Origin of the sequence: Nitrosomonas supralitoralis (genome assembly GCF_003011925.2) — a bacterium.
GTDB lineage: Bacteria > Pseudomonadota > Gammaproteobacteria > Burkholderiales > Nitrosomonadaceae > Nitrosomonas > Nitrosomonas supralitoralis.
In genome coordinates this window covers 36,069-52,773 of the sequence record NZ_PXXU01000013.1, presented here as the reverse complement: position 1 = coordinate 52,773, position 16,705 = coordinate 36,069, and the positions used below count along the sequence as shown (strand labels likewise).

15 protein-coding genes are annotated in these 16,705 nt (G+C 43.6%); 8 read left to right on the top strand and 7 right to left on the bottom strand.

Features of this window, described 5'->3' with window-relative positions:
• Positions 1 to 5 precede the first annotated feature (5 nt).
• Both C7H79_RS06155 and C7H79_RS06150 read right to left on the bottom strand, forming a co-directional pair.
• On the bottom strand, positions 6 to 566 hold the full coding sequence (locus C7H79_RS06155) for a response regulator transcription factor (protein ID WP_106706416.1): 561 nt from the start codon (positions 564 to 566) through the stop codon (positions 6 to 8).
• Complete coding sequence (locus C7H79_RS06150; RefSeq protein ID WP_106706415.1) at positions 563 to 1,831, bottom strand: ATP-binding protein; 1,269 nt, start codon at positions 1,829 to 1,831, stop codon at positions 563 to 565. The genes C7H79_RS06155 and C7H79_RS06150 overlap by 4 nt, the downstream gene beginning before the upstream one ends.
• Positions 1,832 to 2,120: 289 nt before the next feature.
• Between C7H79_RS06150 and C7H79_RS06145 the strand changes: the two genes are divergently transcribed.
• Together C7H79_RS06145 and ispH are read left to right on the top strand one after the other, a co-directional pair.
• A complete protein-coding gene (locus C7H79_RS06145) occupies positions 2,121 to 3,257 on the top strand; it encodes a 3-deoxy-7-phosphoheptulonate synthase (protein WP_106706414.1) in 1,137 nt (378 codons plus the stop codon).
• 81 nt (positions 3,258 to 3,338) lie between these two features.
• Positions 3,339 to 4,283 (top strand): 4-hydroxy-3-methylbut-2-enyl diphosphate reductase, encoded by a 945-nt coding sequence (ispH, locus tag C7H79_RS06140; protein WP_106706413.1) that lies wholly within the window; start codon positions 3,339 to 3,341, stop codon positions 4,281 to 4,283.
• 7 nt (positions 4,284 to 4,290) lie between these two features.
• Here the strand turns inward: ispH and thiO are convergent, their stop codons facing one another.
• Complete coding sequence (gene thiO, locus C7H79_RS06135) at positions 4,291 to 5,397, bottom strand: glycine oxidase ThiO (RefSeq protein ID WP_106706412.1); 1,107 nt, start codon at positions 5,395 to 5,397, stop codon at positions 4,291 to 4,293.
• A gap of 229 nt (positions 5,398 to 5,626) precedes the next feature.
• Between thiO and C7H79_RS06130 the strand changes: the two genes are divergently transcribed.
• From C7H79_RS06130 to C7H79_RS06105, 6 genes are all read left to right on the top strand, one after another.
• A complete protein-coding gene (locus C7H79_RS06130; protein WP_106706411.1) occupies positions 5,627 to 6,163 on the top strand; it encodes a GspH/FimT family pseudopilin in 537 nt (178 codons plus the stop codon).
• 5 nt (positions 6,164 to 6,168) lie between these two features.
• Complete coding sequence (gene pilV / locus C7H79_RS06125) at positions 6,169 to 6,669, top strand: type IV pilus modification protein PilV (RefSeq protein ID WP_242447170.1); 501 nt, start codon at positions 6,169 to 6,171, stop codon at positions 6,667 to 6,669.
• A 14-nt stretch (positions 6,670 to 6,683) separates the two neighbouring features.
• Positions 6,684 to 7,466, top strand: a complete 783-nt coding sequence (locus C7H79_RS06120) for a PilW family protein (protein WP_106706409.1) — start codon at positions 6,684 to 6,686, stop codon at positions 7,464 to 7,466.
• Complete coding sequence (locus C7H79_RS06115) at positions 7,463 to 8,032, top strand: pilus assembly PilX family protein (protein WP_106706408.1); 570 nt, start codon at positions 7,463 to 7,465, stop codon at positions 8,030 to 8,032. The genes C7H79_RS06120 and C7H79_RS06115 overlap by 4 nt, the downstream gene beginning before the upstream one ends.
• 29 nt (positions 8,033 to 8,061) lie before the next feature.
• Complete coding sequence (locus tag C7H79_RS06110; RefSeq protein WP_242447169.1) at positions 8,062 to 11,583, top strand: pilus assembly protein; 3,522 nt, start codon at positions 8,062 to 8,064, stop codon at positions 11,581 to 11,583.
• A 164-nt stretch (positions 11,584 to 11,747) separates the two neighbouring features.
• A complete protein-coding gene (locus tag C7H79_RS06105) occupies positions 11,748 to 12,206 on the top strand; it encodes a type IV pilin protein (protein ID WP_106706407.1) in 459 nt (152 codons plus the stop codon).
• A gap of 114 nt (positions 12,207 to 12,320) precedes the next feature.
• On the opposite strand, the gene phoU is transcribed toward C7H79_RS06105, so the two are convergent.
• From phoU to pyk, 4 genes are all read right to left on the bottom strand, one after another.
• The gene (gene phoU, locus C7H79_RS06100) at positions 12,321 to 13,028 is read right to left on the bottom strand and encodes a phosphate signaling complex protein PhoU (RefSeq protein WP_106706406.1); all 708 of its coding nucleotides are present in this window, start codon (positions 13,026 to 13,028) and stop codon (positions 12,321 to 12,323) included.
• A gap of 56 nt (positions 13,029 to 13,084) precedes the next feature.
• A complete protein-coding gene (gene rpiA, locus C7H79_RS06095; RefSeq protein ID WP_106706405.1) occupies positions 13,085 to 13,744 on the bottom strand; it encodes a ribose-5-phosphate isomerase RpiA in 660 nt (219 codons plus the stop codon).
• A 303-nt stretch (positions 13,745 to 14,047) separates the two neighbouring features.
• Entirely contained in the window at positions 14,048 to 15,112 is a 1,065-nt protein-coding gene (gene fba / locus C7H79_RS06090; RefSeq protein ID WP_106706404.1) for a class II fructose-bisphosphate aldolase, read from the bottom strand.
• A 132-nt stretch (positions 15,113 to 15,244) separates the two neighbouring features.
• Entirely contained in the window at positions 15,245 to 16,696 is a 1,452-nt protein-coding gene (gene pyk / locus C7H79_RS06085; protein ID WP_106706403.1) for a pyruvate kinase, read from the bottom strand.
• Positions 16,697 to 16,705: the final 9 nt, after the last annotated feature.

Genomic DNA, 16,705 nt, shown 5'->3' with positions numbered 1-16,705 from the left:
TAGATTCATTCTCTCAAGGGTCTTTTGGCAAGCTTGCGTTGCAGTGTGCGTCGATGCATATTGAGTATCCTTGCTGTTACCGAGATATTGTTGTCATTTTCCGCAAGAATACGCTGAATATATTCCCACTCTAAGCGCCCTACTGATAAGGGATATGCACTGATGGCTATTTTCGTTTCTCCGACTATACGTTCAAAAGCAGCCATAATTTGATCCGCGTCAACAGGCTTTGCAAGATAATGTGTAGCGCCGAGTTTAATTGCTTCAACGGCTGTGGCGATGCTGGCATAGCCTGTTAGCATGACAATCCGGGTGCCGGGATCCAGTGCTCTTAACTTCTCAACCAATACCAACCCAGATTCACTGGATAGTTTTAGATCAATAATGGCATATTCAGGTGTCGATTGTTCAGCCAGATATAAGGCATCTTCAATAGTATGTGCGCATGTCACGAAAAAACCACGCTTTCTCATGGCCTTTGCTAGCACATCACAAAAAATGATATCGTCATCGACGATCAATAAACTCGGGTTTTCGGTACTGTCTGTTATTGGAGACTCCATCATGCTATTGATCCTATCAGCGGCAAAACAACTTGTGTACAGGCTCCGCCGTTTTCAAGATTAAACAAACGAACGCTACCACCAAATCGTTCTATGTTGGCATTAGCCAGAAATAAGCCAATACCAAAACCCTGTCCTGGAGCTTTGCTGGAAAAGAAAGCTTCGCCAGCACGTTGTAACGCTTCCGCAGATAATCCTTTACCATCATCAATAATTTCCAGGTGCAACACTTGATTGTCCCAATGACTGCTGATATCAATACATTCTGAAGATGCGTCTGCGGCGTTATTCAGCAGATTGAGTATGGACTGGTTCAACAATTGATTATCCATAATTCGCGGTGTAGGTTGTGTGCCTGTACTTTGATAAGTAAATTTAACAGAGGGACGTATCAGTTTCCATTTGTCCAGAATCTGACGGAGAAACACGTCGACAGCAAGTCTGCTGCCATGTTCAGCTCTTGTTTGACCAGCTTTTGCCAGCAAATGGGTCAAAGTCTGCTTGCAATGCGCAATTTGATCCCGCAAAATATGAATGTTGTTTTGGAATTCAGCATCTTGAGTATATTCTTGTTGTAGTTCACCGGTTACTACGGCCATCGTCGAAAGAGGTGTGCCTAGCTCATGGGCGGCACCTGCAGCCAATGTGCCCAAAGCGATAATTTGTTCATTGCGCAATGCATGTTCGCGTGCTTTGGCGAGGTCGCGATCTCGATCCCGAATGGAGGAACTCATTCTAACGACGAACCAGGCAATGATTACAGTGCTTAATACAAATGCTAGCCACATTCCAGATACATGCAATGCAAACTCTAAAAGATGATTGCTATGTTCGTGCGGGAGTGGTATGTAAATGAACAATAACAGCGTATAGCAGGCTATCGTAATAATAGCCATGATCCATGTATAGCGCCATGGCAGAGTAGCGGCTGCGATAGTTAGGGGTAACAAGAATAGTGAAATAAATGGATTAGTTGATCCGCCACTGAAATACAGCAAGGTGCTGAGTGCCAGGACATCAATCAGCAATTGAAAAAAGAATTCTGAATGGGATACCGGCCATTTACGGTGTAACCGTATCCATGTAAGCAGGTTTATCAATGCGAGCAATACCACTACGAAGATCATTGGCGTCCAGGGAATTACAATATCAATGGCCCAGTACACAATAGCAAATGTGAGGCATTGAGCAAATATAGCGATATTCCGGAGTAAGAATAATCGATGTAAGTTTTTGCTAAGTGGCGATTGACTGAGATCACTGAACATGATGCTTGTTTCTGATGAGCTTTTGACTTGAATAATAGAACATTAGCCGAAATTTTCTAAAATAGCCATGTGACAAATTGCCTCAGGGTAATTTAGACAGCAACCTGATCTGTAAGAGTGATTTCAAACCAGAATCAGCTCATCAAAATAATAGCCCGGATTCTAAAAAAATTCCAGTTATTCCAGCCTATGCTGAAATTATGGTAACTGATGGTTTTTTCGGTTAAAATCTTTGATCGTATAGTTTATTGTGTGCCTAAAAAATAGCGTTATTTTTTGAAATTAGTTTATGATTCTTATTCTTGTTCCCAATACACGACCTGAAAGTCCGGAGTATAAACAGTTGATGGCGCATCTCGCCAATTTCCCGGGAATATCAACTCGAGTCCATACCGAAGTCGGTGCCGAGCAATCGCTGACAGAAATATACTTAATTGGTAATACCAAAGTATTGCCCATTGAAGATGTTAGTTGCTTGCCTTGTGTTGATCGAGTTGTGCGCGTATCTGAAGAATATCGTATCTTAGGCCGGCACAAAAACGACGACCGCCCAACTTATTTTGAATATAACGGTGTCCGCTTTGGGCAAGACACGCTGAACGTGTTTGCAGGATTGTGTGCGGTCGATACTATTGAACACGTTGAAATGATGATGAAGTCTTTGCGTGAGCATGGTCAGGTTTGCACGCGCATGGGAGCTTATAAGCCACGTACTAGCCCATATTCATTTCAGGGGCACGGCAAAACCTGCTTGCCATACGTTTTTGATATAGCAGGAAAGTATGGCATAAAAGTGATCGCCATGGAGATTACGCATGAATCTCATCTAGAAGAGATACGTAATGCACTCTATCAGACAGGCAATGCAACCGGTGTTATGCTGCAGATCGGAACAAGGAATACACAAAATTTTGAGTTATTGAAAATTGTTGGTCGCCAACAGAATTTTCCAGTATTGATCAAGCGAGGCTTTGGCATTACTCTGGATGAATCTTTAAATGCTGCAGAGTATCTGGCTTCGGAAGGAAATCGGAAAGTGATTTTCGGTTTGCGCGGCATGAAAACCAACATGGGCGATCCGCATCGTAATTTTGTCGATTTCTCGCATGTGCCGGTTGTTAGGCGCTTAACGCGTATGCCAGTCTGTATAGATCCCTCACATTCGGTGGGCACACGTGCAAGCTCGCCCGATGGCATATTAGAAATTATGCATGTAACTGCACAAGGTATCATTGCAGGTGCCAATATGGTGCTGGTGGATTTTCATCCGGCACCGAGTAACGCGTTAGTGGATGGTCCACAAGCTCTACTGATCAAAGAACTACCGCAATTTCTGGAGGATATCCAAATTGCACGAGAAGCTTATGAAAAACGCACCCTATTAGCTGAGCGATATCGAGAAACATTAAATTCTGATGTAATTTAAAACTGGCAAGTATTGTTGTGTGCAAATTTTTCTATTACATAATGACTACAAATAAAATATCCATTGTTGGAGAATGAAATAATGATTAAAGTACTACTGTCAAATCCCAGAGGTTTTTGCGCCGGTGTCGACCGTGCGATCGAAATTGTAGAAAGGGCTCTTACCATGCATGGCGCACCTATTTATGTGCGTCATGAAGTAGTACATAATCGATTTGTGGTAGAGAACCTGGAAAAGAAAGGTGCGGTTTTTGTGGAAAATCTGGATGAAGTACCACAAGATAGTATTCTAATTTTCAGCGCACATGGCGTATCACATGCAGTACGTCAGGAAGCAGCTGGTCGTAAATTGAAGGTATTTGATGCCACCTGTCCGCTGGTTACCAAGGTACATGTCGAAGTAGGCAAGATGCGTAAAGAGGGCAAGGAAATCATTATGATTGGCCATCAAGGCCATCCCGAAGTTGAAGGCACCATGGGACAGATTGAAGGGGAAGATAAGGGAATGTATTTGGTGGAAACCGAATCGGACGTTGAAGCTTTAACAGTAAAAGACGAGACCAATTTGGCCTATGTCACTCAAACCACGTTATCTGTCGATGATGCCGCACGCATTGTCGATGCCTTGAAGAGGCGCTTCCCGATGATTACCGGCCCGAAGAAAGACGATATTTGCTATGCCACCCAGAATCGTCAAGATGCTGTTAAAAAAATGGTTAACCAATGTGATTTAGTTATCGTAGTTGGCTCTCCCAACAGCTCGAATTCAAATCGACTTTGTGAAGTTGCAAGAAACGCCAACGTGGAGTCCTATATGGTAGATCGTGCCGAGCAGTTGCAAGAGTCATGGTTTATTGGAAAAAAGATTATTGGCATTACGGCTGGAGCTTCTGCTCCGGAAATTCTTGTACAGCAAGTGATATCCAGACTCAAACAAATAGGTGCTGATCAAATTGGCGAGGATGTGATGATAGAAGAGTTGGATGGTGTTGTGGAATCGGTTGTATTCCCATTACCCAAGGCCTGAATGTACTTTAGTTAATTTCCCATCCTGCTTGGTATGGAGAAATATCGAACGGCTGTGAAGCACCTGTCATTTCATTAACCAGTATCTCAGCGCTGGCAGGTGCCATTGTCACCCCATAGCGATAGTGTCCGCTGTTGAGCAGCAAATTACGAATAATCGGATGCCAACCAATCGTAGGAACATTGCTTGGCGAAGCAGGACGCAATCCTGACCAGTGTCGCTTAATGGACATCTTTTGAAGTGATGGCAAAATGTCCCGAGCTTGTGTTAATAACTGGTTAAATGCTGATATCGTAGTTCGTTTGTCAAACCCCACATCCTCAAGTGTGCTGCCGATGAGCACATGACCATCCCGGCGAGGTATAATATATAACTCATTTTGCACCACAATGTTACGTATCGGTGGTGTATTAAATTTAAATAATAACATTTGTCCCTTAATTGGCTTGATATCGAGCTGGAGGGCCTGAGTTCCCAATATTTCCGTACTCCATGCGCCTGCGCTAACAATATAGTAATCAGCGACAAATTCACCACAAGATGAGGTAATGGATTGTATTTTTTGACGATCAGTATTGAGACGACAAGCTGTACAATTTTCTATAATTCTTCCACCTAACTGCATAACGCGGCTGATTAATGCACGTAATAATCTTGGGTTACGTACTTGAGCAATATTTGGCAGAAATAAAGAACGATCGCGTATTTGCGCACTATCAGCGCCACCCTCTTTTCCGATAGATAAAATACTGGGTACTGTGGATTGTTCTATTTCAATACCTCGAACCGAACACCATCGCATTGCAGTTTCTGAATCATTAGGCGGCAATATCAACATCCCAGATATTTCGTATTCTGGGTCTATTCCAGATGCTTGCTGAAGAACTGAAATCCATGCTGGAAACTGCTTGGCACTGTAGTTGGCAAGCTGTGTGACATGATCGGAATATTCCCATGGGAAAAGTGGCGATAAGATACCGCCACCCGCCCAGGATGATTCTTGTCCTGCTTTATTGCGTTCTAGAATCGTAACATTCGCACCTCGCGCTAAAAGTCTTTCCGCTGTTGCAAGCCCTATGATTCCCGCACCAATTACAACTATATCCTGCTTCATAATGGATTGACTCTTTGCTCATACATATAAATTGGAAAGCTTGGCAAAGCAAATTTTATCCCATCCAGACTGTATATGTTCGCTTAGCAATAGATCAAAAAACCATGATGGAAATAAGATTGTGCTCTAAAAGCTAAAGTTTGTCTAAATTATGGCCGCTAGAATCTAGCCGAAAGATATTAATGAATATTCTAAGAAGTTAAAACAAAGATGGCGCTGGATTTCGCAAATGAAAAAACTGCAATTGATTAAGCGGATACACCAACATGGTTTTACGTTGATTGAACTACTCGTCACGCTGAGTGTAGCAAGTATTTTGTTATCTGTGGCTGTGCCAAGTTTTAGCTCGTTCAGTCAAAACAATTTGCTGACGACGCAAAGTAATAGTTTCTATTCCGCATTGGCTTTGGCTAAAAGTGAAGCCATTCGACGCAGTAGCCCTGTCACACTTTGTCCAAGCACGAATGGCACCAGTTGCGCAGGCGGAACAACTTGGTCAAATGGTTGGTTAGTGTTTGCCGATACCAGTAATGCTGGTGTAGTTGATGCTGGAGAAGAAATTCTGCAGGTGGGGGCAGCTTTCTCGGGAGGAAACACATTTTCTTCGGGTAGAAATAGAATTACATTCACTGCCAATGGCTATTCGATGGGGTTTACCAGTACTTTTACATTGTGTGATAGTCGTGGAGCATCATACTCCAAAGCCATTATCTTAAATAACCAGGGACGCTTTCGCTCTGAAACAGGTACAGGAACATGCGGATAAATAGGGTGTTTTCAATAAAAAGGAAAATTCAGAGCAATGGATTTAGCTTAATTGAAGTACTCATCACGCTTCTAATCGTATCTTTTGGTTTATTGGGTATGGCGGCACTGGTTGTATCCGGAGCACGCAGTAACAATATCGCATATTATCGTTCAGTAGCCAGCAAACAAACAGAGGATATTGCCGATCGTATGCGTGCCAATATAGCAGGTGTATCCGCTGGAGCATATGATGCACTTTCAGCAAATATTCCAAGTAGTGTGGATTGTGTAGCAACTACCTGTAGTCCGGCACAAATCGCAACTTATGATCATGCGCTTTGGAACACAGCCAACGCTAGATTACTTCCCGGTGGTGTTGGCACTGTAAACGGAAACCAAGCAGCAGGGTATTCCATTACTTTGATGTGGACAGAAAAAGAAATGGCAGATGACCCTAACCCTAAACCCATCTGTCCAGGCGGAGTAGAAAACACTCAGTGTTTTGTAACGAGGTTTGCGCCGTGACAGCAACTTCACTAATGCACCAAAATAAGTTCGAGTCCGAGCGGAAAAATAGAAAACCGCATACTCAGGGTGGCTTTACTCTGGTTGAACTGATGATTGGAATGATAGTAGGTTTGGTATTACTACTCGTTATCGGTACTGTTTTTGTCAGTAGTCAGCAGATCTTTCGTGAACAGGAAGATAATGCCCGAGTACAAGAAAGCGGGCGTTTCGCGTTGGAGGTAATTGGGCAAAGTATCAAACAAGCTGGGCATGTAGAAATACCATTTACTGGATTTAAAGTCGAGTTTTCAGGCACTGCCATAAGCGGCACTAATGGTGGAGTCGGCGTGGCCGATACCTTAACGGTGCAATTTGAAGGAGCAATTGGAGACACTGATTGCGAAGGTACAGGCGTAGGAGTTACCGGGATAATTATTCAAAATCATTTTAACATTGATGTTGCCAATGCAGAATTACAGTGTCAGGGACAAATTTCCAATACTCCGCTGGCACCCGGCGCACCCCCAATCGGTCAAGTATTATTAAGCAATGTTGAGGATTTACAAATTCTCTACGGAATCGATGCCACAGGCGATCAATCCGTGGATCAATATACGGATTTACCAGCCGATTGGAATCAAGTTATCACGGCGCGTGTTTGTGTCTTGATTCGTTCGGAAAAGCCAAATGTGGTTTCGGCAGGTAATTATCTGGATTGTAATGGTGCATCGATTGTCATTCCGGCAGATAGACGGCTGAGGCGCGCTTTCACAGCAACAGTAAATTTACGTAATCGTATTAATGGTACGCCATGAATAGGAATTCTTATTTTTATCAGCGGCAAAATGGGGCTGTTTTCGTGACGGGTTTGATTTTTTTGCTGGCTTTATCTCTCCTCGGAATAACAGCTGCGAAAATGGCAACAATAGAAGAAAGAATGTCGGCCAATATGCGAGATCGTATGCTCGCAATGCAGGCAGCAGAAATGGCATTGCGTTATGCCGAAAATCATATCCGCGATAATGATCCATCTACAAATTCACCCAAGTCGATTGAAGGTATGAGTGAGTTTGACACAAGCTGTACGGACGGATTCTGTTATTACGGAGCCGGTGTTGATGCTCCGGATAAATCATGGATTAATTACTGTAACCCAACTTGTCCTATTAATTATGTTGCAGGCAACGTTTTTAGATTTGATGGTGTTCCTTACACAGCACCTAACTTACCAGCCAATATACCTGCGCCTACATATCTGATTGAAGGAATACAGAAGACACCGCCCGGTAATACCTTAAGGTATTACTATCGAATTACTGTTCGGGCGCAGGGAGCCAAGCAAGGTACCGTAGTATGGGTGCAAGAGGTTTTTAGACCATAGTCATATAAAAACACTTCAGGGATGTAAAGATGATGAAGAAAAATATCTTATACGGCTTTTTACGATTAAAGAATGTGATGGGCTTTTCACTAATTCTTTTGACTGGCACTGTACATGCTCTTCCGCCATTGTCGAATACCCCACTCTTTCTTGGAGGAATGATTTCTCCCAATGTTATGTTCACGCTTGATGATTCTGGCTCGATGCATTTCGAGATCATGCCGGATGATTTGATTACACAGAACTCTCGTTATACATTTCCTCGGGTCTCAGGCGTTTATGGGTCTAGTGATTACAGCAATTTTAGCATCGATTTTGATATAAATAATTCTCAAACCTATCGTTTCCGCTCCAGTGATTTCAACAAAATCTATTATAACCCAAAGGTAAGGTATCTACCCTGGAGTAACGCTGATGGATCGTTGATGAGCAATGCCAACCCGACATGCGCCTTCTACAATCCAGTCAACACTTCTGTTGGCTGCCGTAACCTGACGGTTAACAATACACAATCAGGAAATTGGCTCCTAAGTAACGGCACTTTGTCTGCACTTCTGCCAAAGACTTTCTACCCGGCCGTATACTATCAATATAACGGCGGCAATATGAATAGTAAAAATAGCTATACACAAGTAGAAATCAAATCCTCTACTGCCACCTATCCGGGAGGACCCAATCGCATAGATTGTGCTGCAGCGCCTACATGTACTTATAATGAAGAAATTCAGAACTTTGCCAATTGGTATACGTATTATCGTTCGCGCATTTTACTGGCTCGTGCAGGAGTGGGTCGGGCATTCGCAGCACAAGGAAATAACATGCGGGTTGGGTTTGCAACTATCAATAAGGGCTCTTCAACGATTGATGGCGTAGCAACAACCGTAGTAAAAACTGGTGTAAGGCAATTTACTGGTACGGACAGAACAAATTTCTTTACCAATCTCTATGGTCATGATATTCCTGCAGCAGGTACACCGCTACGAGAAGCCGTTCTCGCAGTAGGGGAATATTTCAAAAGAACGGATGATAAAGGTCCTTGGGGCCTAACGCCGGGTTCGACAGGAGGCACCCAGCACGAATGTCGACAAAATTATAATATATTGATGACAGATGGCTACTGGACTGAAGGCTCTATATCTGGTTTGGATAATTCAGACAATCTGTCTGGTTCCACTATTACAAATCATTCATCTTCTGCGATTCCGCCAACTTATAAGTATACTCCAACCCTTCCTTATTCGGATGCATATAGTGCTACGTTAGCAGATGCAGCAATGCAATACTGGAAAAATGATTTGCGTACAGATTTGCCCAATAAGGTGCCAACCAACCTTAACGATCCGGCATTCTGGCAGCATATGGTGACTTTTACCGTAGGTCTGGGCGTAACAGGCACATTGACTGAATTACCTTCCGGAGCGCAAACCTGGCCTAATCCAACGTCAAGTGACGCAGCTAAAATAGATGATCTTTGGCACGCTGCTGTTAATAGCCGGGGAGAATTCTTTAGCGCCGCTGATCCCGCTGCTTTTGCCGATGCATTAACCAATTCGCTAAAAACTATCGTGTCTCGAACAGGATCAGCCTCTGTCGTGGCAGCCAATTCAAATTCGTTGAAAACAAATGGTCGCATTTATCAAGCAAAATTTAGTAGTGGTGACTGGAGTGGACAGTTATTATCGATTCCAATAAACAGTACCGGGGTAATAGGAACACCAGAATGGAATGCCGCAGACGTCTCGCTTGCCTCTGGAAAGATTACTCCGGCTACACGAGTTATTATCACGAAAGGAAGTAGTAATGGAGTGGCATTTGAATATGGGAATTTAACGACAGCACAAAAAGCTTTCCTCAACAAAAATGCTTCGGGTACTACCGATAATTGCGGCCCAGAGAGAGTGACGTTTCTACGAGGAGACTCAGCACGTGAAAACGCAACAGGAACGTTTACATGCTCCAGTTCTACTTCAATCAATAATTTTCGTACTCGCCCTACCAGCAAGCTTGGTGATATCGTGCATTCCGGTCCGTTCTATGTAGAAAAGCCTAGTGCAGGCTACTCAGATGTGGATCATCCAGGCTATAAATCCTTTAAAAATAGCTATAAGGATCGAATGCCGATGATATACGTTGGTGCCAATGATGGAATGTTACATGGGTTTAATGCCTGCATCGCTGGGGTAACCGCAGGATGCACTACAACAGATGCCGGCAAAGAAATGTTGGCTTACATTCCGAGCACAGCATATGAAAATCTGAGCAGATTGACAGACAAGGATTATACTTCCAATCATCGCTATTTCGTCAATGGATCTCCAATGATCGCTGATGTTTATTCTGGTTTGACCTCAAGCTGGAGGACCATCCTTGTTGGTGGTCTCAATGGCGGCGGCCAAGGCTACTATGCGCTAAACATTACAAATCCAACTGACGCAACAAAATCAGCACCGACCTTTAATGCAGCAAATGCAGCAAATATATTACTGTGGGAGTTTACCAATGCTGATGATGCCGACATGGGTTATAGCCATAATTATCCGCAAATTAATTCGTTTACGGGTCAAGCCATGCAAATCGTCAAAATGGAGAACAATCAGTGGGCCGTGATAGTTGGTAATGGATATAACAGCACAGGTGGCAAAGCGGTCCTTTATATCCTGTTTATTACAGGAGGCGAAGATGGCACATGGACGATTGGAACGGATTACATTAAATTGATTGCCAATTCTGGCACAGGAAACGGTCTTTCGACGCCAACCCCGTTCGATTCAAATGGTAATGGCAAAGTTGATGTAATATATGCGGGAGATATCAAGGGAAACTTGTGGAAATTCGATGTAAGCTCTGCTGCGCCTTCAAATTGGAAGGTAGGCATTAGCGGAGCCCCATTATTTGTATCCGGCACATCAAAGCCTATCATTTCTCCGCCTTCTGTAAGCTTTCATCCAAAAGGTGGTCAGCTGGTATTATTTGGTACGGGAAAATACTTGGAGACTGCTGATACCACAAGCATAAATCCTCAGACTATCTACGGCGTATGGGATGATACTGCTGTAACAACAGTTGCGGCAGGAGCGCTTGTTCAGCAAGTGATAACTGACGGAACAATCAGGACAGCGACGGGAAATTTAGTGCCCTATTCAACCACGATTAAAGGCTGGTATGTAAATTTGCCTGTAAGTGGTGAAAGGATCACAGGTGTGCCAAGTTTGGAAGATGGAATTTTTGTATTTTCGACTATTGTGCCATCTGCAGCACCATGCGATTTTGGTGGTCGTGGATTCGTTAACGCAATCGATTTCTTGACAGGGGGAATGCTTCCTTTTCCAGCATTTGACACCAATAGAAATCGGGTTCTTGCGCTTGATGATGGATTATCAGCAGGGGTGGAAATCGGATTTTCTGTGGGTGGTGTTACACGGATTAGAGGTCATACTGATTCTGACACGCTTGTGTACTCAAAAGCTGACGGTACACTCGAACAGACAACCACAACGAAAGGTGCAGCAGGATTACGTGGCAGAATTACGTGGCGAGAGCTATTGCACTAAAATAATTTTAGCAAATTAATGACTTTGATCATCATCCGTTACAATTGATCCTTTAATCCCTGTTTGAAGGAGTCAAAGCGCAGTCTATGAATTTGTAACAACAGAGCATCGAAATTATTTCTAAAATGCCTAGTGGCATTAAGATCCTCGGAGACTAAAAGGTTATGAAACTATCTTGTTATTCAATTAAAGCAATGGGATTTACTTTAATTGAGCTAATGATAACAGTGGCAATTCTCGGCATTATCGCAACCATTGCTCTTCCATCCTATCAAGATTATGTAAGGCAAACTAATCGAACGGTTGCAAAGTCGATACTGTTTGAAAATGCTCAGTTTATGGAACGATTCTATTCACAGAATAACCAGTATGATGCGACTGTAGGCGCCGATGGCATTATCAATACCGGTGACGATATCCCTGTAGTACCACCCATTCTCCAATCACCGAGAACTGGAACGAAGCAGTATGATATTTCATTACAATCAGTAGCCAATAATACTTTCGTACTCCAGGCGATACCAACCGGTTCAATGGCGGAAGATGTCTGCGGCACCCTTACGCTGAGTAATACAGGTGTCCAAGGCTCTGGCGGTAATGTTGCGAATTGTTGGAACCGTTAATTCTACACATCAGCTTCAAGGTTTTTATAAGATACAAGTGTTTTATTAAGGCATTGACTGGTTGTACTGTATGTCGCCATTTATCTTGAATAAAATAATCAGAGAATATTCTGATTATTCTCTGATTTCTTGTTCGATCTGGTCCGCTGTTACATGACGCACATCTTTACCTTTTACCATGTACACGACGTACTCAGACATGTTTTTTGCATGATCACCGATCCGCTCGATTGCTTTGGCTATAAATACTATCTCTAGACAAGTAGAGATTTTTCTTGGATCTTCCATCATGAATGTAATTAATTGACGTAAGATAGAACGGAATTCTTCATCCACGAATTCGTCCTGCCTGACAATTTGTGCGGCTGCATTTAAATCCAGGCGGGCAAAGGAATCAAGGGCCTTATGCAACATATCCATGGCGATGCTGGCGACATGTTTGATTTCATTAAAACGTGGAATGTGCATACGGTCTGATGAGTAGATCAACTTCGCCATTCGAGCAATTTTTTCCGCTTCATCACCAATGCGCTCAAGATCAGTAATAGTTTTAATTACCATCATGATCATACGCAAGTCACTTGCGGTAGGTTGTCGTCGTGCAATAATCTGATTACAGATTTCATCGATTGAGACTTCCATAGCATTGACGCGATGATCGCGTGTGATGACCTGGTCTATCAACTCTTCATTACCACTTGTCAATGCTTCAATGGCATATTCTATTTGTTCTTCAACAAAACCACCCATCTGCAAAACACGGGTACGAACTCCCTCAAGATCAGCATCAAACTGCTTAGAAATATGTTCTTTGTTTGTCATATCCCGCCTTTGGTTGGTAACGAAGAATGTAGTAGTAAGCTACTAAATATTAAAAATCAAATAGAAATTGTACGCACACCGTTATCTGTTCCCAGCAATAATGTATTCGCCGCACGCCGAGCAAAAAGACCATTCGTTACAACGCCGACAATTTGATTAAGTGTTGCTTCCAGTTCAATTGGATTCATAATTTGCAAGCCATGCACATCCAGAATGACATTGCCATTATCCGTGGTGAAACCTTGTCGCAAGGCCGGATGTCCTCCCAAATGAACAATCTCACGTGCAACATAGCTGCGCGCCATCGGTATGACCTCTACGGGTAAAGGAAAGTTGCCAAGAATATCTACCAACTTGCTTTGATCGGTAATACAGATAAATTTCCGTGCTACCGCAGCAACGATCTTTTCTCGCGTCAATGCACCGCCACCACCTTTGATCATATGCAAATTTTCTGTGATTTCATCCGCGCCATCAACATAAACAGGAACATCGATAACGTTATTTAGATCATGCACTTCAATCCCATGCTCCTTAAGTCTTTGTGCCGTTATATCCGAACTCGCCACTGCACCTTCGATTTTATGCTTGATTTTAGCCAGCTCTTCAATGAAATAATTAGCAGTGGAACCGGTGCCCACACCAACAATACAATCAACCGGAATATGTTGAATTGCAGCAGCAGCTGCTGCGCGTTTTTGCTCGTCTTGTGTCATTCTGTCTCTTAGAAAAAATAATATCGTTATCAGGATAGCGTTATCTGCTCATTTAAACAATGCTTCTATTGCTTAGAAAATAAAATTTGCAACATTCCCAGGACGAAAATGTAGTAGTTGGTTGAAACTGGTGATGTAGCGCCGCTTTAGTAACCCTCAAACGGTCTTTCTTTCTGAGATACTCCAGAGGCGCTACCGGAAGCAATCTTTCTTGTGCCGAAGCAATAAAAAATTCTTATCTGAATCCTATGATCGATCATACATGATTGCACAACCGATCATTGGTTTTAAAAATGCGACTGATTACTTAATAATAGCGTTTAACTCGCCTTTAGTATAACGATTAGCCATATCTTCTAAAGAAATCGGCTTTATTTTTCCTGCCTGTCCGGCACATCCAAATGCTTCGAAGCGTGCTTTACAAATGTCTTTGGCCGCTGCAGTAGCTTCTTTCAGAAATTTGCGCGGATCAAAATTACTTTTGTCTTTTTCCAGGCTGCGTCGGATCGCACCGGTCATTGCTAAGCGTATATCGGTATCGATATTTATTTTTCGTACTCCATATTTGATACCTTCCTGGATTTCTTCTACTGGCACACCATAAGTTTCTTTAATGTCACCACCATATTGACGGATGATATCCAGCCATTCTTGCGGTACTGAACTGGAACCGTGCATCACCAGATGAGTATTCGGAATGCGCGCATGGATTTCCTTGATACGTTGAATCGCCAGAATATCGCCAGTAGGCTTACGAGTAAACTTATAAGCGCCGTGAGAAGTGCCAATCGCGATAGCCAATGCATCCACACCGGTTTTACGCACAAAATCGGCTGCTTCTTCGGGATCAGTCAGCAATTGATCGTGCGATAGCACTCCTTCCGCGCCGTGACCGTCTTCCGCTTCACCCATACCGGACTCCAATGAGCCTAGACACCCCAGCTCACCTTCTACGGAAACACCGACTGAGTGCGCTATATTAACAACATTCGCCGTGACATCGACATTATATTCATAAGTAGATGGCGTTTTAGCGTCAGCTTGTAAAGAACCGTCCATCATAACACTCGAAAAACCGCTACGTATCGCGTTGACACAAACCGATGGAGAAGCACCATGATCCTGGTGCATTACAATAGGAATATGAGGATAGGTTTCTACTGCAGCAGCAATTAAATGACGCAAGAATGCTTCACCGGCATATTTTCTTGCACCAGCGGAACCTTGCATGATTACCGGGCTGTTGCATTCATCCGCTGCTTGCATGATCGCCTGGATTTGCTCCAGATTATTGACGTTAAACGCTGGCAAACCATAACCGTTTTCTGCTGCATGATCGAGTAATTGTCTTAATGATACAAGTGCCATTTAGATCTCCTTATTAAATTATCTGAATAAATTCTGCAAATATCAGTATAAGCGATTATTCTGCATGAATATGTTGATTCATTTTCCTATGGTAGTATATTTTTTTGCGCTGCGCGCACCCGCCACATGACTTCAAGTTATATCAATACCATGCCTTGTTTTCCACTCGCCGACCCTAATAATTTTCATCGTATTAGTACCGCCCGACTTACCTACAGGCTCACCAATCGTCATCACCATAATGTCACCACTTCGCACCACACCGCGATCGAGTAACTCCTGCTCAGCCAGATTTAGAATCACTTCCGGATCGTTCAACCCTTCACCAAATTCCAGCGGGTAAACACCTCTGAACAAGGTAACTCTCCTGCGCGTTTCTTCGTTAGGAGTTAACGCAAAAATTGGTACCTTTGAACTCCTGCGCGACATTAACAATGCTGTCACACCGCTTTGCGTCAACGCGGCAATTGCACGAATCTGCAGACCACCGGCGGTATACATCGTGGCACGTGCGATCGCTTCTTCAATGGTCGCAGGATGAATATTTTGCATCCGTCGATCTATACTGACCAGATATTCCTTTTCTGCTTCGAGACAAACCCTGGCCATGGCTTCTACGGCTTCAACCGGATATTCACCGGCAGCGGATTCCGCCGACAGCATAACTGCATCAGTACCATCAAGTACGGCATTAGCTACATCCGATACCTCAGCGCGCGTCGGAATTGGGGCGGTAATCATTGATTCCATCATTTGTGTTGCGGTCACAACAATTTTATTGTTTGCCCGTGCAGAACGAATCATTCTCTTCTGTAACGCAGGAACAGCGGCATCACCAACTTCAACCGCCAAATCGCCACGCGCCACCATGATCGCGTCCGAAGCTTCGAGTATATCATCCAGCGCAAGAATAGCTTCCGAGCGTTCAATTTTGGCCATGATCATGCCCTTTCCTCCTGCTTCTTGCAGCAATGCGCGAGCTTGTCGGATATCATCACCCGATCGGACAAACGATACCGCCAAATAATCCGCGCCAAACTCGGCAGCCGTTCTGATATCCTCCAGATCCTTACTAGTCAGAGCGGGAGCTCCCAATCCTCCGCCTTTACGGTTAATGCCTTTATTATTCGACAGTATTCCACCTTGCTCGACCACACAGAATACCTGATGTCCTTTCACCTGCGACACCCCCAGCACGATACGGCCATCATCCAGCATCAGTGTAGCTCCGGTTTCCAGATCGTTCGGCAGTTCTTTATAATCCAGCCCGACTCTTTCCTGATTACCCAGCTCACATGTAGCATCGAGAATAAACTGATCACCCACTTCAAGCCTAATTTTGCCATGCTCAAACTTGCCGACACGGATTTTAGGACCTTGCAGATCAGCTAAAACACCCACAGTAAATCCTGCCGCACGCGCCAATGAACGCGTCAGCTCCACCAATTCAATATGCTGATCACGCGTCCCATGCGAGAAATTGATCCGAACAACATCGACACCGGCTCGGATCATACGTTCCAGAGTTTTTGGATTACCGCTGGCAGGGCCCAGTGTGGCTACAATTTTTGTTCTTCGAATCATAATCTTCTT